This is a genomic window from Ruegeria sp. BE9, assembly GCF_056538765.1.
Map to the genome: position 1 here is coordinate 1137740 of NZ_JBQFTS010000001.1, position 22507 is coordinate 1160246.

General features: G+C 56.4%; 17 protein-coding genes and 1 riboswitch. Of the genes, 4 read left to right on the top strand and 13 right to left on the bottom strand.

What is annotated here, in order from left to right; translation table 11 throughout:
- The first annotated feature begins 88 nt into the window (after window positions 1-88).
- Complete coding sequence (locus tag ACR0EO_RS05510) at window positions 89-991, top strand: DMT family transporter (RefSeq protein WP_480687779.1); 903 nt, start codon at window positions 89-91, stop codon at window positions 989-991.
- Here the strand turns inward: ACR0EO_RS05510 and glmM are convergent.
- The 8 genes from glmM to ACR0EO_RS05550 all read right to left on the bottom strand — a co-directional run bounded on the left by glmM (window position 988) and on the right by ACR0EO_RS05550 (window position 11871).
- Window positions 988-2331 carry a phosphoglucosamine mutase gene (gene glmM, locus ACR0EO_RS05515; protein ID WP_480687781.1) on the bottom strand — a complete coding sequence of 448 codons (1344 nt, stop codon included), beginning with the start codon at window positions 2329-2331 and terminating at the stop codon, window positions 988-990. The two genes, ACR0EO_RS05510 and glmM, sit on opposite strands and share 4 nt — an antisense overlap.
- Before the next feature lie 34 nt (window positions 2332-2365).
- Window positions 2366-3364, bottom strand: coding sequence for a dihydropteroate synthase (gene folP / locus ACR0EO_RS05520; protein ID WP_480687783.1), 999 nt, complete (start codon window positions 3362-3364; stop codon window positions 2366-2368).
- Window positions 3361-4281, bottom strand: a complete 921-nt coding sequence (locus tag ACR0EO_RS05525) for a dihydroneopterin aldolase (protein WP_480687785.1) — start codon at window positions 4279-4281, stop codon at window positions 3361-3363. The genes folP and ACR0EO_RS05525 overlap by 4 nt, the downstream gene beginning before the upstream one ends.
- A 183-nt stretch (window positions 4282-4464) precedes the next feature.
- Entirely contained in the window at window positions 4465-5106 is a 642-nt protein-coding gene (locus ACR0EO_RS05530; RefSeq protein ID WP_480687787.1) for a cell wall hydrolase, read from the bottom strand.
- Window positions 5107-5293: 187 nt separating this feature from the next.
- Window positions 5294-7834: a putative PEP-binding protein gene (locus ACR0EO_RS05535; RefSeq protein WP_480687789.1), complete on the bottom strand. Its 2541-nt coding sequence runs from the start codon at window positions 7832-7834 to the stop codon at window positions 5294-5296.
- 64 nt (window positions 7835-7898) lie between these two features.
- A complete protein-coding gene (gene glyS, locus ACR0EO_RS05540) occupies window positions 7899-10118 on the bottom strand; it encodes a glycine--tRNA ligase subunit beta (protein WP_480687791.1) in 2220 nt (739 codons plus the stop codon).
- Window positions 10119-10127: 9 nt separating this feature from the next.
- Entirely contained in the window at window positions 10128-11342 is a 1215-nt protein-coding gene (gene gltS / locus ACR0EO_RS05545; protein WP_480687793.1) for a sodium/glutamate symporter, read from the bottom strand.
- A gap of 7 nt (window positions 11343-11349) precedes the next feature.
- A complete protein-coding gene (locus ACR0EO_RS05550; RefSeq protein ID WP_480687795.1) occupies window positions 11350-11871 on the bottom strand; it encodes a DUF6446 family protein in 522 nt (173 codons plus the stop codon).
- 91 nt (window positions 11872-11962) lie between these two features.
- Here ACR0EO_RS05550 and ACR0EO_RS05555 point away from each other — a divergent pair, with 91 nt between their 5' ends.
- Window positions 11963-12595, top strand: coding sequence for a MarC family protein (locus ACR0EO_RS05555; RefSeq protein WP_480687797.1), 633 nt, complete (start codon window positions 11963-11965; stop codon window positions 12593-12595).
- Window positions 12596-12603: 8 nt separating this feature from the next.
- On the opposite strand, the gene ACR0EO_RS05560 is transcribed toward ACR0EO_RS05555, so the two are convergent.
- Window positions 12604-13533 (bottom strand): glycine--tRNA ligase subunit alpha, encoded by a 930-nt coding sequence (locus tag ACR0EO_RS05560; protein WP_480687799.1) that lies wholly within the window; start codon window positions 13531-13533, stop codon window positions 12604-12606.
- A gap of 205 nt (window positions 13534-13738) precedes the next feature.
- On the opposite strand from ACR0EO_RS05560, the gene ACR0EO_RS05565 reads away from it, so the two are divergent.
- The gene (locus ACR0EO_RS05565; RefSeq protein WP_480687801.1) at window positions 13739-15478 is read left to right on the top strand and encodes a serine protease; all 1740 of its coding nucleotides are present in this window, start codon (window positions 13739-13741) and stop codon (window positions 15476-15478) included.
- Between the two features lie 52 nt (window positions 15479-15530).
- Here the strand turns inward: ACR0EO_RS05565 and ACR0EO_RS05570 are convergent, their stop codons facing one another.
- Together ACR0EO_RS05570 and ACR0EO_RS05575 are read right to left on the bottom strand one after the other, a co-directional pair.
- A complete protein-coding gene (locus tag ACR0EO_RS05570; protein ID WP_480687803.1) occupies window positions 15531-17105 on the bottom strand; it encodes a thiamine pyrophosphate-binding protein in 1575 nt (524 codons plus the stop codon).
- Window positions 17105-18553, bottom strand: a complete 1449-nt coding sequence (locus ACR0EO_RS05575; RefSeq protein WP_480687805.1) for a TrkH family potassium uptake protein — start codon at window positions 18551-18553, stop codon at window positions 17105-17107. The genes ACR0EO_RS05570 and ACR0EO_RS05575 overlap by 1 nt, the downstream gene beginning before the upstream one ends.
- A 148-nt stretch (window positions 18554-18701) precedes the next feature.
- On the opposite strand from ACR0EO_RS05575, the gene ACR0EO_RS05580 reads away from it, so the two are divergent.
- A complete protein-coding gene (locus ACR0EO_RS05580) occupies window positions 18702-19055 on the top strand; it encodes a hypothetical protein (protein ID WP_480687807.1) in 354 nt (117 codons plus the stop codon).
- 694 nt (window positions 19056-19749) lie between these two features.
- Here the strand turns inward: ACR0EO_RS05580 and folE2 are convergent.
- Together folE2 and metZ are read right to left on the bottom strand one after the other, a co-directional pair.
- Window positions 19750-20853: a GTP cyclohydrolase FolE2 gene (gene folE2, locus ACR0EO_RS05585; RefSeq protein ID WP_480687809.1), complete on the bottom strand. Its 1104-nt coding sequence runs from the start codon at window positions 20851-20853 to the stop codon at window positions 19750-19752.
- A gap of 170 nt (window positions 20854-21023) precedes the next feature.
- Window positions 21024-22214 (bottom strand): O-succinylhomoserine sulfhydrylase, encoded by a 1191-nt coding sequence (metZ, locus tag ACR0EO_RS05590; protein WP_480687811.1) that lies wholly within the window; start codon window positions 22212-22214, stop codon window positions 21024-21026.
- 65 nt (window positions 22215-22279) lie between these two features.
- Window positions 22280-22357: riboswitch (SAM riboswitch) on the bottom strand.
- Window positions 22358-22507 lie beyond the last annotated feature (150 nt).

Below are 22507 nucleotides of genomic sequence, written 5' to 3' on the forward strand. Positions count from 1 at the left end.
CCCTTTTTGTTTAAAGGCCCCTATTGAAGTTGCTCTAGCTTCGGGCAATCAATCGCCACAACGATTCACAAGGTCAGGTTTCAAGCACATGGTCGATCAGCCCAGCTCACGTGATTGGAGCGGCGTCATAGCCCTTGGCCTCATTTGGGGCGGCACTTTTATGGTCGTTGCCTTAGCACTTGAGGGCTACGGTCCCGTCACTGTCGCAACGGCGAGAACGACTCTTGGTGCTTTGACTTTGCTGGGAATGATGGCGCTGACCGGGCGCAAGCTTCCGACGGGCGATCTTAAGCTTTGGGGATACATTGCAATCATTGGCGTTCTTTCGACCGCCCTGCCCTTCATGTTGCTCAGCTGGGGCCAGCAATATGTCGCTTCGGCCTTTGCAGGCCTGTCGATGGCTGCAATACCGTTGATGGTTCTGCCGCTAGCCCATTTCTTTTCTGACGAACCGTTGAACCTTCGCAGGTTTTTGGGGGTCTCGCTGGGCTTCTGCGGAGCGTTGGTGCTGATCGGCCCTGGGTTGGCACAGATCGGACAGGGCGCTGAACCCTTAGCGCAAATGGCCTGTATCGGAGCGGCATTGTGCTATTCTTGCGCCTCGATTTTTACGCGCCGCTGCCCACCGATCGACCCCGTAGTTTTGGCAGCTCTATCGTTGGTAGTTGGCGCGGTGCTTTTGCTGCCCATCATGCTCGTGACCGAAGGTATTCCGACATGGGCAGGCACACGCCCCGGATTGTCCATCATTGCATTGGGCCTCTTGCCCACGGCCTTTGCCACACTGCTACGTGTGTCGATCATTCGCAGCGCAGGATCCGTTTTCCTGACGCTGGTTAACTACCAAGTTCCGATCTGGTCGATGGTGTTTGGCGCATGGATTCTATCCGAGGCCTTGCCGCTTCGTTTCTATGTCGCTCTGGTGATGATCCTGACAGGCTTGGCGATCAGCCAATGGTTCAGTTTGAGAAAGATGTTGATCGGCCGTTAACTGGCAACCGATTCAACTTCGGCAACAATACCGTCGACTACCTGAGTTAACAGGGCATCGTCTTCACATTCTGCCATAACCCGGATCAACGGCTCTGTTCCCGATTTACGGATCAACAGGCGCCCGTGACCGTTCAAACGGGCCTCGGCATCTGCGATAGCGGCCTGCACGTTTGCAGCCTCTAACGGGGCCTGACCTTCCCCGTAACGGACATTCTTTAGCAACTGTGGCACCGTTTCAAACTGAACCGAAAGTTCAGATGCCTTGCGACCCGAGTGCACCATCTCAGCCAGGAAATGCAGGCCTGCCATAAGACCATCACCGGTGGTCGCGTAATCGCTCATGACGATGTGACCAGACTGTTCCCCGCCCAAATTGAAGCCACCCTCGCGCATGCGCTCGACGACATAGCGATCCCCGACAGCGGTCCGTTCAAGACGCAGCCCATGCTCAGCCAAGTGTCGCTCCAGCCCCAAGTTGGACATCACAGTCGCAACCAAAGCGCCGCCCTTTAGGCGATCAGCCTTGGCCCAGCTGGTCGCCAACAGCGCCATCAGCTGATCCCCATCAGCCACCTGCCCGTTTTCATCCACCATAACCACACGGTCGGCGTCCCCATCGAGACAAATCCCAACGTCAGCGCCATGCGCGACAACCGTTTCGGCCGCCAGCTGTGGCTTGGTCGAACCGCAGTTCAAGTTGATGTTTTTACCGTTCGGGGCGACTCCGACAGGAATAACCTCCGCCCCCAATTCCCAAAGAACTTCGGGGGCCGTGCGGTGCGCCGCGCCGTTTGCGCAGTCCACCACCACCTTGAGGCCATCCAAACGCAGGTCGCGGGAGAGAGAGGATTTGACCCGTTCGCCATACCGGAAACGCGCATCATCCACCCTTTTGGCCCGACCGATGTTCTGGGCTTGAGTCGGCGTCACGCCTTCCTCAATCAAGCGTTCGATTTCCATTTCCGCCTGATCAGACAGTTTATACCCATCAGGACCAAAAAACTTGATTCCGTTGTCTTCAGCGGGGTTATGACTGGCAGAAATCATGACACCGAGATCGGCCCTCATAGACCGCGTCATGAGCCCCACTGCCGGTGTAGGCACTGGACCCAACAACAGAACATTCATACCGGTCGAGGTCAGGCCCGCCGTCAGAGCGTTTTCCAACATGTAACCGGACAGGCGCGTATCCTTGCCAATGACGACCCTATGCGCAGCAGAATGATCACGGCGAAAGTACCGCCCAACAGCGGCACCGATCCGCAGGGCCATCTCTGCCGTTATCGGATACGTGTTAGCTGTGCCTCGCACGCCGTCGGTTCCGAACAGTTTGCGCATGGTTTCACTCCGAGATTTCTTGCCTGGGACTGAATTACCGGACGACAGCCCACAGACGCAAGGCCTGAGCCGTTTCGACAACATCATGAACCCGGATTATCTGCACGCCCTGCGCCAACCCAGCCAGTGCAACGGCAATTGACCCCGGAGCGCGCGCGTCTTTACGGGGTTCTTTGCCAATACTGCCGATAAAACCTTTGCGCGAGACGCCCAACAAGATCGGACAACCCAGACTGTGAAACAGGCTCAGGTTTTGCAAAAGGGCCAGATTGTGCGCTTCGGATTTGCCAAAACCAATTCCTGGGTCAACAACGATCAGTTCTCGTCGCAACCCCATTTGCTCTAGCTTGGCTACTTGCCCTTCCAGAAAATCGTAAACGTCCAGCAGAACGTCATCATACTGGGGGTCATCCTGCATCGTGGCCGGATCACCTTGCATATGCATCACGCAAACCGGCGCCCCGACATTTGCACAAAACGGAGCCAACTGAGGATCGAACGTAAACCCAGACACGTCGTTAATCAGCCCTGCGCCGGCGCTCCATGCAGCACTTGCCACGCTAGCTTTGCGCGTGTCGATTGAGATCAAGGCGTCTGTTTTTTCTCGAATAGCCTCGATCAACGGCCGTGTGCGCGCAATCTCCTCATCCTCTGGCACAAAAGCTGCGCCGGGGCGCGTGGATTCGCCGCCGATGTCCAATATGCTCGCACCGTGCGAGACCATTTGCTCGGCAGAAGCCACTGCAGTGTCCACCGAGTTGTGAACCCCACCGTCCGAGAAACTATCTGGCGTCGCGTTGAGAATACCCATGATCTGCGGACAATCCATTGAGATGCCTGCAATTTCGGGCCGCGGGCGTGTCAGGCGATCCAGAACATCACTTGGTAATTCTTGAGCAGTGACAACCTCTGGGTCCTTACCACGGGCCAGCCTTTCTGCGTGCGTGAACCATAGCGCCTGCCCCGCCAGCGAAACGGCCTCAGCCGGACGCGCAGAGCCGTTTTGAACCAGCGGGCGATAGTATCCGGTCACAGTTGGGCCTGATCCACAGAAATCGCGCGCAAAGGCGTCTTTGGTGCTTCGGGCAAGGCACCACCAATCACCATCATTTCACTGGCTTCGAACGTCGCTGCAAACCATGCCGCCAAAGCGACTGCGTCTGACGGAGCAGCTGACGGACCATCCACGGCATCCAAAACAATCTTGGACGGCGCCCAAACGCTGATTTGGCCATTTTTCATAGCCCAATCCAGCTCAGTTCTCGTGGAAACTACGACACACCGATGATCACGAGCCGCCAGCACCCAAGCGTTCTGCTCGATAGCGAGCAAATCAATTCGACGCTGTGTCATTTCATGCCCCGTCTGGGGCACAGCCATATCCGCCGCACCAACACACAAGATCAGGGGTCTTTGACGGTTTTCCAGTTGGTCAATCCAACCCGTTAGATTACTTGAGGCGATGGCTTCGTTGGACAGAAAAGCGAGCCTTGGATGTGGGCGCTCTTCCTCGACCATGTCGTGGTGAACGTTATCCTTACCACGCACGATTTCAACGCCAAGCGCACCGGGGCCACGATCCAATTTTTCAATGCGAACAAAGGCCCTTACCGCCTGTGGTTCAAGTAGGATACGCTCAGCCACTCGGTCGGCGAGTGTCTCTAGTAAGTTGAGTCGCTCGGCCGAAAGCTCATAGGCAATTGCTTCGGTGACACGATCGTAGGACAGGATCCGGTCAACATCGTCGTCGATAGGATCAGTCAGAGGCCGAACTTCGACCACGATATTAAAGCAGATACGCTGAGTGGTGCCGCGCTCTGCTTGAAACGCTCCGATCTCGACTTCGACGATATGATCCCGCAACGAGATACGATCCAAAGGCCCCCGGGTCGCAGTCGCTTCGGACCGCTCAGACGGGTGCGCAAAGGCAAGACGGATTTCAGAACTCATTCGGCGGACCTTTTCGGGCTCGGTGGATTGGATGACCCACTTTAGACTTTGCGCGGGCGTATAGCACCGCAGCAAACGCCTTTCCAGTTATCGAATGCGGCGTCAGGCGTGCTATTGCGCACTTTTCCTGACGCCGCTTCGATGGCTTCCAGCCCGCCTTCTCTCGACGGTTTCTTACGCCTGTTAGTTGCTCGCTGTTCGGTAGTTGTGCCGGTAAAAGATATGCACACCGATGCGAGCCGTTTCTTTGTAGACACGCGACCAAGACGGGCGAACCGCTTTGGTGTGGTAATGCGTTGCGCCTTCGGTCAGCGCTTTTGCAGAGCCGTCGATCGCTGCACGAGCCACTTTGGACACGCGCTCGTACGCCTTCTTCTCACGGATCACTTCTTTTTGTCCGTCGCATGTATAGGTGAACTGGCACTGATACTTCTTGCCGGTCCCTTGCTTGATCACACCGCACAGTGAGTTTGGAAAACGGCCGCTTTCGACACGGTTCAGGATGACTTCGGCCACCGCGAACTGTCCGCGAACGCTTTCCCCTCTCGCCTCAAAGTACAGAGCTTCGGCAAGACATTTGAAGTCCGCATCACCAGTTGCAGTCGGCTGTTTATCCAGCCAATCCTTAGAGAAGGACACTTGTACCGGCTCAACCTTTTTTCCACGCTTGAACAGGCCAAGATAGTCACGGAATTCCTGACCGGGAATTTCGGTCCGGGAAACCAATTCGCGTTTGGCAGTATCAGTTGCTTCCCTCTCGGCGAAGGACGCACTCGGCAGCACGGTTGCTGCCATAGCGGCAACCACCATTGTAATTCGTAGCATCAGATAACCTCGCACAGGCACTTATACGCGCCGAACCCTCCCCCGGCGGGCGCGTCGAGGCATTTAACGCACTCCGACCCAGACGTCCAGATCAGAAGAAAACACAAGTGGAAAATCGCCCGTGTGGAAATTTAATTCCGCCACAAGGTCGCCTGAAACCCACTAATCCTTGGGGAAAGGGCCTGTGTCAACCCCCAAGTCTGGACGAAATCGCGAGCTGAGCGGAAGCCAGCCGAGCGACAGGCACCCGGAAAGGTGAACATGACACGTAGTCGAACCCAAGATCACGGCAAATAGCGATTGATTCGGGATTTCCGCCGTGTTCCCCGCAAACTGACAAGGTTACATCGGGTTGCGCCTTGCGCCCGCGCTCGGCTCCGAGCTTCAGCAATTCGCCCACTCCGTCCGGATCGAGGACGTGAAACGGGTCTTCGGCAAAAACGCCCTGACGGACATAGGCCGACATAAACCGCCCCGCATCATCGCGTGATAGACCATAGGTCATCTGGGTCAGGTCATTGGTACCAAAACTGAGGAATGCCGTTTGCGGCGATATCTCATCCGCCCGAAGGCAAGCACGGGGAGTTTCGACCATGACACCCAGCCGGTATTCGAACTCTTGCCCCTGCTCGGCAGCAACTGCCGCTGCAACGGTGTCAATTCTCGACTTAACCAGCTCAACCTCTCGCTTGGCTGACACGAGCGGGATCATCACTTCGGGTACAACTGGAGCACCGTCCTTGCTGGCCTCAAGCGTAGCCTCAAAAATTGCCCTGGCCTGCATATCGTAGATTTCGGGAAGCGTGACGCCCAGCCGAACCCCTCGCAGGCCCAGCATCGGGTTGTATTCGGTCATCGCCGCGACCCGACGCTCAACATCGGACACTGGTAGGTCCAACGCCTCAGCCAGTTCTCGCTGCCCACTCCGCGTTGTTGGCAGGAATTCGTGCAATGGTGGATCAAACAACCGGATACAAACCGGCTGTCCTTCCATGATCCTAAACAGCTGCACAAAATCCTCGCGTTGCATTGGCAACAACCGCTCAAGAACAGCGGCCCTTCCAGAGGAAGTCTGCGCAAAGATCATCTCGCGCATCACGATAAGGCGACCAGGTTCAAAGAACATGTGCTCGGTCCGGCACAGGCCGATCCCTTGCGCCAAAAAGTTGCGAGCTGTCTGCGCATCGGCCGGCGTGTCCGCATTGGCGCGAATGGCAATGTCCCTCTCATCATCGGCCCAGCCCATGAGCGTCTGGAAGCAATCATCCAACGCGGCCTCTAGCATGGCAGGGTGCCCCGCCAATACCTGACCCGAGGTACCGTCGATTGTAAGAATATCGCCTGTCTTAAACACCCGCCCCCCCGGAGCGGTCAGCAGCTTTTTCTTTGACTGAAACCTCATTTCCGAGGCCCCGACGATACAGGGCAAACCCAAGCCGCGTCCGATCACAGCCGCGTGGCTGGTCATACCGCCCTTTTCCGTCAGAACCGCGACGGCCGCATGCATTCCACGCACATCCTCGGGCGAGGTTTCCCGACGAACCAAGATACAGGGCTCACCACGTGCGGCACTGGCCTGCGCCTCTGCTGCGGTAAACACGATCTTACCTGTGGCCGCCCCTGGGCTGGCCGCAATTCCGGTGGTCAGAACGTCCCGACTTGCATCGGGATGGACTTGTCGGTGCAGTAGTTCATTCAACGAATGCGGATCGACCCGCATAACGGCTTCTTGCGGTGGAATAATGCCATCTTCGGCCAATCGCACCGCGATCCGCATTGCGGCCCGAGCGCTGCGCTGCACCCGGACGCCGTCCAATATGTGAACGTGGCCGTTTTCGATTACGAACTCGACCTGCATTTCCTCGCGCAGCTTAACACGCATTTGAGCGGCGTGCGCTTTGAGGTCGGCAAAAGCCTCTGGTGCAACCTCTTCCAGAGATTTCCCGCGTGGGTCTTTCTCAAGATAAAGGGCCGCAACGCCTTCACCCAACGCATCCCGCCCCTGACTTTGGCTCAGGTAACGCCCTGTGATCTGAGGCATTCCAGTTGTCGGGTCCACAAGCTGCAAGACTCCGGACCCGCACTCACCCTGACCGACACCCGGTATCATCTCTTGGATAACCAGCCCAAGACCGGCATCCGCAGGCGCACCTTTGGCCTGACGCAACAATCGGGCCGAAGTTCCATCCCACGCACGCGCCATCGACCGCAAAACAGCGATCAATTGCTCACCACGATCCTGAGGAAAGGCCTCGTCCGTCTCGTCTTCATAAGCCCGCAAAGATTGACGCAAACCATCGCTTCCGTCTGCGTCAATGTCATCAAACACGTCAGCATCCAACCGCGCGACGTGGATCGCGTAACTTTGAACAAAACGTAGATACAACGCAGCCGCAGCTTCTGCCCCCATCGAATCCGACAAGTCCACATAACGGGCATCGTTCATTCCGATGTTCAAAATGGCCCCGGGTCCACCCCAGTCAGGATCTTCGGAACTGGGTCGCACACATAGCAACGCCGTGTTGTCGAATTGCTCAAGAATAGCCTCGATATCCGGCACGTGACCTTTCGCAATTTGCTCGACCGCTTCGAAAGACAGGGCCACTGTACGCGGCACAGGCAACTCGAGCCGAACAAGACGTTGTAGACACTTTGCCCGCCCGCCATGTGTGTTGGCGGCAACGGGCGCTTCGGACGTGATCAGAGTGGTATGCGGATTATTCTGCACTGCGGCACCTTTTGGTTTGCACGCAGCATAAGCCCCTGCACCAATGGCGCAAGGGCGTTCTGGCTTAGCCTTCGATCTTGCTCAGGTCCGCGACACTAGAGCAAACCTGACGAATTTGGCTTAGCAGGTTCAGGCGGTTGCGGCGCAAGATGTCATTGTCGGTGTTGACCTGAACGTCCTCGAAAAACGCATCAACTGGACTGCGCAAAGCGGCCATTGAGGACATGGCGGCAGGGAAATCCTCGTCCTTCAACGCTGCATTGATTTCGCCCTGCGCTGCGTCCAGCGCAGAAAACAGCGCCTTTTCACTGTCCGTCTCGGCGAATTTGACATCCGCACCATAGGAGTATTCGACACCGTCCTTCTCTTCGGCCTGCGTCAGAATGTTGTTGGCGCGTTTGAAGCCCTGCACCAGGTTTTCCCCATCCTCGGTCGCAATCACCGCGTTCAGAGCACGGGCGCGTTTGACCAGCAGGTTGAGGTCGTCATTCCCCTCCATCGCGATACAGGCGTCGATGATGTCGTGACGAATACCCTCATCGCGAAGGAAAACCTTGAGGCGGTCATGGAAGAACGAGAGAAGGTCGTCAGATGCATCAGGAACCTTTTTCTCAAGCTCAAGAAAGGCCGAAGCAGGCAGTTCTCCGATTTTGTCCTTAACGGTCTGGAATGCAGCGCCAAAGACACCTCGATCTGCGATTTCTTCCAATAGATCAAGAATGTTCGCTTCCGGCAATGCCTCGTTGATCGCGCCCTCTGCTCTTATCAATTGGCTGTCAAAGAACCGATCCAGAGTTAGTCGTAGGTCGTTTTCGAGTATTAACCGTGTGACACCCAATGCTGCACGACGCAGGGCAAACGGGTCTTTCGATCCGGTCGGCTTCTCATCAATCGCCCAGAACCCGGTCAACGTATCCAGCTTGTCGGCCAGCGCCACGGTCACCGAGAGCGGCGCGGTCGGCACGTCATCAGACGGCCCCAGCGGCGAGTAATGTTCTTGCGCCACGGCGGCCACGGCGGCGTCTTCGCCCGCGGCTTCGATGTAGTACCGCCCCATAAGCCCCTGAAGTTCAGGGAATTCATAGACCATTTCCGAGTTCAGATCGGCCTTGGCCAGACGCGCGGCTTTTTCGGCCTGATCGGCATCTGCTCCGGTCACCGGAGCAAGTTCGCGGGCCAGCGCGGCAATGCGGTCGATGCGTTCGGCCTGGGTGCCTAGTTTGTTGTGGAAGGTCACATTCTCCAGCGCGCGGGTCCATTGGGCGATGTCCGATTTGGCAACGCGCAGGTCATTCTCCCAGAAGAACTTCGCATCGGCCAGACGCGCGGACAGCACCTTTTGGTTGCCTGCCAGAATGGTCGCGCCATTGTCGGCGGTTTCGCGGTTGGCGACAGTGATGAAACGCTCGATCCGCCCAGTCTTGGGATTGCGGACTGAGAAGAACTTTTGGTGCTCTTTCATTGAGGTTTGCAGCACTTCGGGCGGCAATTCCAGAAACTCTTCGTCGATCTTTCCCATCAGCACCACGGGCCATTCGACCAGTCCTGCGACTTCGGCCAGCAAGCCCTTGTCTTCAACTACTTCCAGACCGGCGGCGAAGGCCATGTTCTGAGCGTCGTTCCAGATATGCTCGACGCGGTCGGCGGGGTTCAGAACGACGAAGGCACGCTTCAACTTTGCGGAATAGTCGTCAAACGACGCAACCGTAAAACGGTTCGGCGCCATAAAGCGATGGCCCGCGGTGGTATCCCCTGACGTAATGCCATCAACATCAAGCGGTACTACCTGCGCGCCAGCCTCGTCGGACAAAACACACAAAATCGAGTGCAGCGGACGGACCCAGCGCAGCGGGCCACTGCCCCAGCGCATCGACTTGGGCCAGGGGAAGTTTCGAATAGTTGCCTCAAGCACTTCGGCCACGATCTCGGCGGCAGGACGTCCAGCCTTTTCGATCGTCGCAAAGTAAACCGCGCCTTTGGGCGTTTCGCGTTCTTCCAGTTGATCACGTGTCAGACCGGCACCGCGCAAGAAGCCTTCGATAGCCTTGTCCGGTGCCCCGACCTTAGGACCCTTGCGTTCTTCACGGATCGTCGGGCTTTCCGCCAGAAGCCCCTCAATCGCCAGCGTCAGTCGACGCGGCGTAGTCAGAGCAGCCGCCCCTGCATAGGTCAGGCCGGCCTCGACCAAACCATCGGTGATCCGCTTTTTCAGGTCCTCACCTGCACGGGTCTGCATGCGGGCGGGGATTTCCTCGGAAAACAGTTCGATCAGCAGGTCGGGCATTTTCGGTCCTTAGAAATTGACGATCGTCTGGATGACGATGGCATTGGCGATGTCCACAAAAAAGGCGGATACAAGGGGCAGCACGATAAAGGCAATAGGCGACGGGCCATATCGCTTGGTAACTGCGGTCATATTGGCGATAGCGGTCGGCGTCGCACCCAAAGCAAAACCACCGAAACCGGCGGACAGCACAGCGGCGCGATAGTTGCCGCCCATCACCGGGAACAGAACCCAGATCACAAAAGCCACAGCAAACAGGGTTTGCGCGGTCATAATGACGGCAATGGCCAGACCAAGCTCGGCAATGGTCCAAAGTTGCAGACTCATCAGCGACATGGCCAGAAACGCTCCCAGAGAGAATTCCGAGATCAGCGCCAGCGACGGCGTGCGCGAAACCGGCGGCGCGTTCGGGGCCAAGGCCGTGCGAAGGTTGGAAATAACAATGCCCATGATCAGGCAGGGCACGAACAAAGGCAGCTTTAGCCCGGTCACCAGAATGATCTCGTTCAAGAAATAGCCGAAGATGATAGCCAGATTCAGATGCAACAAGACCCGCATTATCGTCAGATGATCTATCTGGGTTTCAGCTTCGGTTGCATCATCCGGCAGGCCCACCGTGTGCTCTTCGTCCGGGCGCTCAGGCGTCAAGTTCTTACCTTCGACCAGCAGACGGGCAATCGGCCCGCCAACCAGCGCAGCCAGTACAAGGCCGAGAGTCGCCACCGCTACACCGAGTTCAGTCGCACCCTCGAGCCCGGTTGCGGCCCCAACTTCAGGGGCCCAGGCGATTGCTGTTCCGTGCCCTCCGATCAAAGAGGCAGACCCGAATAGAACCCCAGCTTGGGCCGGATACCCAAAGGCAACCGCACCGGCCGCACCCACGACATTCTGCGCAACAATCGTGATTAAAGTAAGAATCAAAAGCAAAAACAAAGGTTTGCCGCCCGAAATCAAATCAGACAACCGGGCATTCAAGCCAATGCCTGCAAAAAATACGATCAGCAGGAAGTCACGTGATGCCAAATCAAAGCTCAGCTCAATACCCGCTACAAGATACAGAAACAGCAACACAAAAGAGGCCAGCAACCCACCCGTGACCGGCTCGGGGATGTTGAACTGACGCAACAACGCGACCCGAGCGTTAATCTCGGCCCCTATCAAGTAAACCGCGATACCAAGCGTGGCGGTCAGGAAATTGGGAACGTAGATCGCTGCGTCGGTCATGGCACCCTCAGTTTTCTGGCCGGGGCGGGCATTCCTCACCCACGACAGTTCCGTCATAGGCTTTTTCACCGCAATTGTTCAACGCGTGCCAAACATATCCTTTGCCGTCTTCAGTCACAGCAACAATACGGTCAACGCCATAGTGGATATTCTTCGTCCCCATAAAGGCTTGCGCCTGCCCGGACTTTAACGCGTCGGCGATTGCCACAGCATCGTAGCATTCGAACCAACCGGGTGCAGTTAAGGGTTCTGGATTCTCGACTTTTTGGAACGCCGCCAAGTCTTCCGCCGTCAGGTCGGTTTCAAAACATGCCCGGTACCGAATTGGAGAGCTGTCGGCATCAATCGCCCGGAACTCTGAATACGGGATCGGCAGCGGAGCATCTGCATTTGCGGCGAGCAAAGCCACGTCCCTACCCGGTTCAGCATCAACCTCATAATAGAACCCGTACACCTGCAAGTAATACATGCCGATACCGGCAATTGCCGCTGATATGACGAGTATGATTGCGAGCAGTTTTCCGGTCATCTTTTAAGCACCTTGATCACGCGGCCTCTTTCAACTTCACAAGAAATAGGCCAGTTTCCAACCCGATACAGGTCGGAACGAGGTTATTGGAATGGACATGACCCTTGCCGTTGGGTTCTTCGGCGCGCTTTTTGCGATCATGAACCCGATCACCAACCTGCCCGTTTTTCTGAGCGTCACTGAAGGGCTGACACCCGCGGATCAGCGCAAGGTCGCCGCAAAAACGGCTACGTATTGCCTGATCCTCGGTGGTGGCTTCGCAGCAATCGGCAACCAGACGCTGGGGCTGTTTGGGATCAGTGTAGACGATCTGCGCGTCGCGGGCGGCCTTGTCGTTCTGATGATCGGCCTGAACATGCTGAGCGGCAAGGAAAGCACGACGCATCACGGAACCGAGGGGGAAAAGCAATCCTACCCCGAACCGGCGACCGTTGCATTCTATCCCTTGGCGTTCCCCATATTGGTTGGGCCAGGCACGATCACAACGCTGATCCTGTACGCGCACCACATCGCCAAGCCCATGGACGCCATTATTTACGCCGCAGTCTTTTTGGCCGTTCTGTTCCTGCTGTTTATTACTTTCTGGAACGCCTCGACCCTGTCCAAGCGGCTTTCCAGCAACGCGCGCGTGATCATGAGCCGATTTATGGGCATGATCCTGTCGGCCATTGCAATCGGTATGATCGCAGACGGCCTGAAAGTGCTGTTGCCGGGGTTGGCCTGAACGCCCCATCAGGCCTCGAACCCGGCAGCCTCGGTCAACAGGAACGCATCAGCGCATTGTTTAGCCAGCGCCCGAACACGACCAATATAGGCTTGGCGTTCAGTCACTGAAATCACGCCCCGCGCGTCCAACAGGTTAAAAACGTGGCTGGCTTTGATGCACTGATCATAGGCAGGATGTGCCATGACGATGCGCTTGCCCGTTTTGGGATCGTCGTATTCCTGCGCCAAAATGGCAGCGCACTCGGCCTCAGCCTCTTCGAAATGGCGCAACAGAACTTCGGTGTTGGCCACGTCAAAGTTCCAGCGGGCGTATTCCTCTTCGGTCTGTTTGAAGATGTCGCCATAGGTCAGCGGGCTAGGTGATTGCGGATCGTTGAACGGCATGTCCATCACGTGATCAATGCCAAGTACGTACATCGCCAGACGCTCAAGCCCATAAGTCAACTCGCCCGAAACTGGCGCGCAGTCGTGGCCCCCAACCTGCTGGAAATAGGTGAATTGGCTGACTTCCATTCCGTCGCACCAGACCTCCCATCCCAGTCCCCAGGCACCCAGCGTCGGGCTTTCCCAGTCATCCTCGACAAAGCGGATGTCATGCAGGTCCATGTCGATGCCGATGGCCTCAAGGCTACCCAGATATAGGTCCTGTAGGTCCGGCGGGCTGGGTTTGATCAGCACCTGATACTGATAGTAATGCTGCAATCGGTTCGGGTTCTCGCCGTACCGACCATCGGTCGGGCGGCGCGAGGGTTGCACGTAGGCCGCGGCCCAAGACTTTGAACCCAAAGCGCGCAGGGTGGTTGCCGGGTGGAATGTCCCTGCCCCAACCTCCATGTCATAGGGCTGTAGGATTGCGCAGCCTTTCGAGGCCCAATAGGTCTGAAGGCGCAGGATAATTTCCTGAAAAGAACGTGGTGCGCTGGACAGTTCGGTCATGACATTCCCTTTGGGCACATATGCGCCTGGTTCCGGTCGGTTTTGTCCTTCCTATGCAAGGGGCCAAGGGGCGTCAACGGGCCAATGGGGTGTGGCTGTCACTGCACCGCCACACTGGAAATTCCCCGTATTCGAGGCATGGTATTTCAATCCCCAAATCGCGTAGTGTGCCGCAAAGCCAAAACACTGCGGATACGGGCAGACAATGACACGCATTTTCACTGCAATTTTGTTTCTTTTTCTCTTCGGCGTACGGGCCGTTTTTGCACAACAGGACGCTGGCGTCTGGGTGCAGGTCGAGGCACAGCCGTCATTGCGCGAGGCGCAAGAGCGGGCACAGGCATATGCGAATGCCCTGCCGGATGTGAACGGATTTCGCCTGAACTCTGGCTGGTATGCCATTGTTGTTGGACCATATCTTCGCAATGATGCCGAGCAGGTTCTTCGCGTCTATCGAGCCGAAGGGCAGATCCCGTCAGACAGCTTCATCGCTTTCTCAAGTTCGTTGGGCCAACAGTTCTGGCCGATTGGCGCGAACATTCTGGATCGAGGCATTGTTTCCCCTCCAGTAGAAGAAACGCCCCAACAGGATCCGTCCCTGTCTGGTTTGACGCCACAAACATCCGACGAAACGCGTTCACAAGCGCTGCAGTCTGAACGGTTGTTAACCGCTCAAGATCGTAAGGATTTGCAAACCGCACTTCAGGCCGCTGGGTTTTATAACTCAACGATCGACGGGGCCTTTGGTCAGGGTACTCGCCGTTCGATGGGGGATTGGCAGCGGTTCAACGGCTATGAGGCGACCGGTGTTCTGACGACCGCTCAGCGCAAGCTGCTGATCGACGACTACAACGAACCGCTGATCAGTGTAGGCATGGATCGATATGTTGATACCCAGGCTGGTATCGAGCTTGATCTACCGCTGGGGGTAATCGCCTTTGATCGCTATGAGGCGCCGTTCGCTCATTTCAACAGTTCGACCGACCTTGGCGCCAAGGCGCTTTTGATCAGCCAATCGGGCAACAAAGCGACACTGCGGGCACTGTATGAAGTGATGCAATCGCTTGAGATCGTACCACTAAACGGGCGACGCCAACTGAGCAGTAACAGCTTTGTCCTTGAAGGGCGCGGCAACGGTATCGTCTCTTACACAGAGGCGTCTTTGAAAGATGACAAAATCAAGGGCTTCACCCTTGTCTGGCCAGAAGGAGACGAAGCTCGTCGGGCACGCGTTTTGGCGGCAATCAAGGCTAGCTTCTCAACAAACGATGCCGTTCTGGATGCCGGCGCTGGCGCAGATGCTGAACAGCGCATCGATTTGGTTTCGGGCTTGCAAGTGCGCAAACCGCGGCTGTCGCGCTCCGGCTTCTTTACCGACGCAAACGGGACTGTACTTACTGTTTCGGAGGCCACCGAAAGCTGCACACGCGTGACGCTGGATAATGATCAAGAGGTTCAGGTGGCGCTGAGCGACACAGATCTCGGGATCGCTGTATTGCGCCCCAATCGCAACCTTGCCCCGATCAGCATTGCCGATTTCAGCGCAGACAAACCTCGCATCCAATCCGAAGTGGCCGTTTCAGGCTTTTCCTATCAAGGCGCTTTGGGCGCACCTACACTGACTTTTGGCCAAGTGGCGGATGTACGCGGCCTTGATGGCGAAGATGGTGTGAAACGTCTTGCCCTAGCGGCTCAGCCAGGCGACGCGGGCGGCCCCGTCCTCAATGACAGCGGACAAGTCGTTGGGATGTTGTTACCTACTCCGTCCGAGGGGCGCACCCTGCCTGCTTCGGTTAGTCTGGCTGCAACCGCTGAACGCCTGAACGCGGTGCTAGACCAAGCCGGTGTTTCGGGCCAAACCAGCCAACCTGCGGCTGAGATTTCGCCGAACGAACTCAATCGTCGGGCAAACGGAATGACAGTTCTGGTCCATTGCTGGGATTGAGGATCAACAAACTGAGAAAAACGCCGCCTTCATAGGCGGCGTTTTTTGTGGGCTATAGAATGTCTGGCGTCAGCCTGATCAAGGTTGGAACAGGCGCGTCAAAAGCCTGCTGCACTGCGACTTGCATCTCTTCCAAACTGGATGGCGCAGCAGACATAGCGCCAAAAGCCTCGGCCAACTTGCAGAAATCAGGGTTAAGCGCAACGACCGCATTCGGAGCGATCTGACTGCCGATCATACTATCTTCGATCTCCTTTAGTTTGCCGTTGTCCCAAAGGATGATCGGCAAAGACAGTCCCAGTTCGACAGCAGCCCCAAGCTCCATCATCGTGTAGTGGAACCCATAGTCACCGGCGATCACTGCGGTTGGTTTACCACGACGTGCCACCGCGCCCCCAATCCCGGCCGGAAGCGCGTATCCCAGTGTGCCGAACCCTGTCGGGTGGTGCCAATGGTACGGATAAGCCATGTCCCAGGTTTCTTTGGCCACATAGGCGAACTGAGTCATATCAGAGTAAATCATAGTGTCGGCTGGCATGGCTTCGCGCAGCGCATCAATCACCGGGGTAATTCCCGGCCGCTCGGCGTCCACCTCGGCACGCCATCGGCTGCGCGCCTCAGCCACCTCTTCCGGCTTCCAACCTGTTGCCGGTTTAACGTGATCGATAGATGCCCAAAGCGTATGGGCAAAGCTCTCTCCGTCTGCCTGTAGTTTAACTGCTGCCCTATGATGGTCCGACAAAACCTGTGGGTCTAAGTCTATGCGCACCAGATGGGCAGTGTTGCCAAGTGAATCCCGCCAGAGATCGACCTCACCCAACTCGGCGCCGACCACGACCACAAGATCAGCAGAGCCGATTACTTCGGCGCTACCTGGGCGCGACAGCGAGGCACCAAAGTTCAAGGCATATCCCGTTCCAGCCATTCCTCTTCCGGCATAGGTCGTGAAGCATGCCGCCCCAAGCTGAGTCAGGATTTGCCGCCAGAGATTCGACCGGGCACCGCCGCCCAGAATGAACAAAGGCCGCCGCGCGATATTGAGCAGCGACATCACCGGAGCGATATCAGGTGGCAAGACCTTTGAGCGCAATGCAGGTTGGTTGGGGAACGGTGCCGGATCTGCCTCGGCTTCCAATTGAGCAATCGGGATTTGAATATGCTTTGGACGCGGACGCGAAAGCTCAAACTCCTCAAAGGCGCGCTCGACCAGACTGTATGCCGCGTCGGACGTAGTCGCCTGACGGGACCAGTCTGTTACAGTTTCGGCAGCACCTTGTTGATCCTTCATCTGGTGCAATTGCCCCTGAAACGCCTGCGTTTCATCTAGGCAAGACGACATCACCAACATTGGAACCGAGTCTGTGTAAGCCTGCCCCATCGGCGTCATGATATTGCACAGCCCGGGGCCGGTGATCACATAAGCTACCCCAGGTTTCCCAGTAGCACGGGCATAGCCGTCGGCCATGAAGCCTGCGCCCTGTTCGTGTCGGGCCAGAACATGAGTAATGCCAGCTTCCTCGATACCTCGGTACATTTCTTGATTGTGCACACCAGGAATACCAAAGATCACGTCAACACCCCGATCCTTCAGCATGTGGGAAATCTGGGCCCCCAGAGGTCTTCTCATCAACTTCTCCAGAATTGAACGGTAAACAGTGCGTAGACGGCCAGCAGCTCCAGTCGCCCCACCAACATGCCAATGGACAACAGCCACTTAGCGGTGTCACTCAGCCCCGAAAAATTGCCCGACGGTCCGATCTGATCCCCAAGTCCCGGCCCCACATTGGCAAGCGCCGTCGCCGCGCCTGAAACAGAGGTGATGAAATCCAATCCGGTCAAAGCCAACGCCCAAGCCAATGCCCCAAGCGACAGAGCAAAGAACATAAAAAAGCTCATGACCGAGGTCAGAACATCCGGGCCGATCGTGCGCCCATCATATTGAGGGTTAAATACGCCGTGTGGTGATCGAATGCGGCGGATCTGCGTTTTAATCGACGCGAACAGCAACTGGTAACGGAAGATCTTAATCGAACAGGCGGTGGAACCCGCGCACCCGCCGATCAGGCCTATCAGAAAGAAAAGCATAACCGGGAAGCTACCCCACCCCATGTAATCGACACTGGCATAGCCGGTACCGGAAATGATCGAGGTGATGTTGAACAGGGATTCTCGGAAAGCTTGCTCCCAATGGTGCGGAAATACTGATGTCAGGAACACGGCCATGACCATAACCAAAACTAGGATGGTCGCTAGAAACGTCTTTATCTGGCTGTCCTGCCACAATGAACTCGTGTTGCCATTTGCGAATTGGACATAACGCACAAACGGTAGTGCCGCGAGAACCATGAAAACAGCAGCCGCGTATTCCGCGGGACCAGAAAAGGTGCCGAAAGACGCGTCGTAGTTCGAAAACCCTCCGGTCGAGATCGTCGTCAACGCATGAACCACAGCGTCGAAAAAGCTCATCCCCAAGCCCGCATAAACCAAGGCGCACACAACGGTTAGAAAGACGTAAATCAGGGAAATCTGCCCTGCGATTTCCTGCGCGCGGGGCAGGATTTTCCCCATCGTTTCAAACCCTTCCGAGCGGAAAATCTGCATCCCCCCAACTCGAAGCTCAGGTAGGAATACCATGGCAACGACAATGATACCGATGCCGCCCAACCACTGCAGCAAACCGCGCCACAACAGCAGGCCCTGAGGAAGATCGTCTAGCCCCGAAAGTACGGTTGAGCCGGTTGTGGTCAAACCTGACATCGCTTCGAAGTAAGCGTCGACGAAACGAAGTTCGGTTTCACCAAACAAAAACGGTATCGCACCGAAAAACGGCAGAGCGACCCAAACACCTGTCGTTAGCAAAAAGGTCTGACGGATCGTCAGCCCCTCGCCTACCCCGTTGGAGCAGCTGATAGCCAAGACTATCCCGGTCAGGATAGTGATTACGCCGCTTTCAAGGAATACATGCCATTCTCCCCGCCCCTCAATGAGGTCCGCAAGCATAGGCAGCATCATGGTCGCCCCAAGAATGGCGACCAACAGGCCAATCACATATCCAACCGGGCGCATGTCCGTCATGAGGCGCAGCGTTGGCGCGCCTGCACGACTGTGTCAAGCGGGTGTCCCGAATTACTCTTCTGTTTTACCGACCGCTGCTGGCATTGCAGGAGGGTTGGAAGGCGCCCTTGTACGGCGAACCGGCGCCGCAGTCTGAGCCGTTTCCGCCTTGGCAGGCTGGGGTTTCGCTGCAACGGGCTTCGCTTCTACTGGTTTGACGGCCGCTGGCTTCGGTGTGGCTGAATTAGCCGTAGCAGTTTTGGGTGCTGCAGGTTTTGATGGAGCCGCCTTAGGCGCCGCTGGCTTTGCCGCTGCAACAGGTTTGGAAGCTGCAGGTTTTGTTGCAACTGTCCTAGCTGTTGCAGGCTTGGCCGGTGTTGCTTTCGACTTAGCAGGTGAAGCTGACGCCTTTGCAGTCACAGGCTTGGCTGCAGTTTCTTTCGAAACTGCAGGCTTTGGCGCTGCAACACGGCCAGTTCGGGTTGCGGGCTTTGCCGCCGCGGCGGCAGGCTTTGAATCTTGAGACTTTGGCATTGGCGCGGTGTTTGCGGCCACAGGTTTCGCAACTGCAGGCTTAGCTGCAGCTTTTTTTGCAACTGCAGCGACCGGAGCCTTAGTTTTTGCAGCTGTCGGCTTGGGTGATTCGGCCTTTGCCTTCACCACTCTTTTTGTCTGAGCAGCCGGCTTGGGTTTTGCCGCTGGCTTCGGTTTCGCCTTGACCGCTGGCGCCGCAGTTTTCGCCTTAGTTTTGAATTCAGGCTCCTTGGCAACCGGTGCTGGCACCGAAGACGACGCGTGCAAAGCCTGCACCGGTACAAACGGCAGCTCCATGGCAGAGTAGGTCAAAATCTGCATGATTTTCATCTGGTTGCTAACCGCGTATCCGGCCATGCGAATAGCCGCTGCCTGAAATTCCAGCGGTTGGGTAATCGGATTCATGAGTTTTTTCTCCTGTGAAAGCGATGCAACCAACGAAAGAGAGAAGGATCCTGCCCGTACCGAACACTCGGAGGGATTGCGTTGCCTTGCAGACCTGGACGTCGCACGTGTCGGCTTCCTTTCAGACTGGCATGTCCGCTGGAATAGCGGTCACACCGTGGCTGCATTCCGCCTTAGTTTACCGCGAAAAACCATGCGAGCGCAGCATTAGTTGCTGCGCTGCGGCAAAAATTCGCCACTTGTCTCAAATTGCCACTAATTTGGAGACCCTTCAGAGGTCAGCCAACATGGAAAAGCGTCGAGAACAATCGCGGATCCAAACTGGGCGAAACAAAGGTCGGCCCTTCTGTCAAAACAGACACTGCGTCGTGACTGTGCAGACTTTCCTGATGGCTGGCTACAACGCGGAAGTCACCGACATGATGATCGGCCAAAAGCTCGGCGCAAAATAGTCGGGCCGCGTCCTCAACAAAGATAGGGTTAGCGGCGTTCAACTCGGCAAAGGCCTGTTCGTCCTCGCGCTTGACCATCACCTGCGTTTCCGTCGGCACCGCACGACGGCAGAGCGCGATCAGGTCTTCGAACCACAGGCAATCGGCCTCACAATCGACAACTACAGAAATCCGCGCGACGGACCGCTGAGAATGCGGTGTCGCCAACTGACCGCGCGTCGAACGGGCATGTTCGCTAAGCTCCAGCGAGCACGGACAAGTTGATGAATAGACATAGTCCAGATGCATAATCTTCTGGCGCACGCCGTTCTGTTCGACCAGTTCCAGAGCGATGTCGTAGTACTGATACCCCTCCAACCCGGAACGCAGGCTTTTTACGCGATCTGGGTAAGAGAACCTCATTTGAATGCGCGCATCAAAGCTGTCCAGATCGGTCATATAGTCATCCAGCGCGGCCTCCATGACCTCAAAGCTGAATGTCCGCTCGGCATGTCTGTAGAACGAGCGCATGATCCTGGACATGTTGATGCCCTTCTTTTCGGCATCAAGGCTGACCGTACCCGTAACAGACGTTTCAAGCGTCAGGTCTTCGCCATGCTTACGGTGGAACCGGATCGGCAGGCGGAAGTTTGAGATGCCAACATGCTGAATCTGCTGTTTCGCGCCACGGATCAGGCTGGAAGGACCATTCTGAAGATCAGGCAGCGTCGCGCGATATGCGGCATCGACCTCAAAACCCTCGGGATATTCCCGAGACAGAGAAGGATAATTCACAGGGACCAACCCAGGCACAAGCCGCGCAATGGCGGGATCAAGCTGGCTGATCTCGGCTTCAGTCGCGGTTTCGGCCCATTTGCGCAGCGTTTTCAGCGCCGCGGCGGCCTCGTCGTGGTCAGGTGCGTCATCAATGCTGCGGGGGTGCACGTTCATCGATCAGGGCTCCTCGGGTTGATCGCCGGACTATATACAGCTTCGGCGCGTTTTCCAGTCTAACCGTATACGCACCAAAACACAGCCCGGATCGAATTTACGTGAGGGACACTTAGCTTGCGCCCCTCATCGTCAATTTCGAAACGGCTGTAACAGGCGAATTTGCGACTTTATTGTTGAGAAACGTCCAATGCGTGGCTGATATCGGCAAGCAGGTCGTTTGCATCCTCAAGCCCAACCGAAAAACGGATCAATCCGGGCGTAATACCCAATTCATCCTTCTGTTCGTCGCTCAACCTTTGGTGCGTCGTAGTTGCCGGGTGTGTCGCGATCGACTTGGCGTCACCCAGGTTGTTCGAAATCACCGGGATCGTAAGTGCGTTCAGGAACGCAAACGCTGCATCCTTACCGCCTTTGATGTCCAACGACAGAACCGTTCCGCCCTTTCCGCCCAGCTGCGACTGCACAAGCGCGTTCTGTGCGTGGGTCGTCAGCCCTGGGTACAGTGTCCGCTCCAACGCACTGTGCCCTTCTAGCGCCTCAGCTATGGTCTGAGCGCTTTCAGCCTGAGCGTTGACACGCAGTGCCATCGTTTCAAGACCTTTGAGCATGATCCACGCGTTGAACGGGCTAAGCGCTCCACCTGTGTGTTTCAGATAAGGCTCAACAGTGCCGCGGATGAAGTCCTTGGTACCGATGATAACGCCACCAAGTGCGCGTCCCTGCCCGTCGATGTGTTTGGTCGCTGAATAAACGACAACGTCAGCACCCTGCTCGATCGCACGTGAGAAAACCGGAGTGGAAAAGACATTGTCCACCACCACCAGTGCGCCAACAGCGTGAGCGAGCTCGGCAACCGCTGCGATGTCAATTACTTCCAGCGTCGGGTTCGACATGGATTCAAAGAAAACAGCCTTGGTTTCAGGCCGGATTGCCGCCTTCCAGGCATCCAGATCTGTACCGTCAACAAAAGTCACTTCGACGCCGTAACGGGTCAGGATGTTTTCCAGAATATACAGGCACGAACCAAATAGAGCCTTAGCTGAAACGACATGATCCCCTGCCTTCAGCATCGAGGTCAGCGCCGCATTCACCGCCGCCATGCCAGAAGCAGTGGCAAACGCATCTTCGCCACCTTCCAGCGCGGCGATGCGTTGTTCGAACATTGACACAGTCGGATTGCCATAACGGGCGTAGATGAATTCGTCCGGACCAGTTTCGATAAATCGCGCCTCGGCCTGTTCGGCTGTTTCATAGACAAAGCCTTGGGTCAGAAAGATAGCTTCGCTGACCTCGTTGTATTGGCTGCGACGAATGCCGCCGTGGACGGCTTGGGTGCGTTTGTTCCAGCTCTCGCTCATGTCAATCCTCTCGACCCTTGTCTGGCAAGGGCATCAAAAAAACCCCAGACGCGGTCAAGCGAAAGGGGCCTTTCATCCTGACCTTTTAGCGGTGTTGTTTAGCGTGGCCCGCAATCCGGTAACAAATCGCCACGTAGTGACGATGCCATTACGCCCCACTTTTGAACTCGTCAACCCCGGCATGGACAACGTCACGGATCTGTAACCTTCCTTTTACCCAAGCGTTACCCCGTTCGAGAAGAACGGCGACACAACATCTTGTGAAAGGCAGAGCCAATGCCATCAATCGCTTA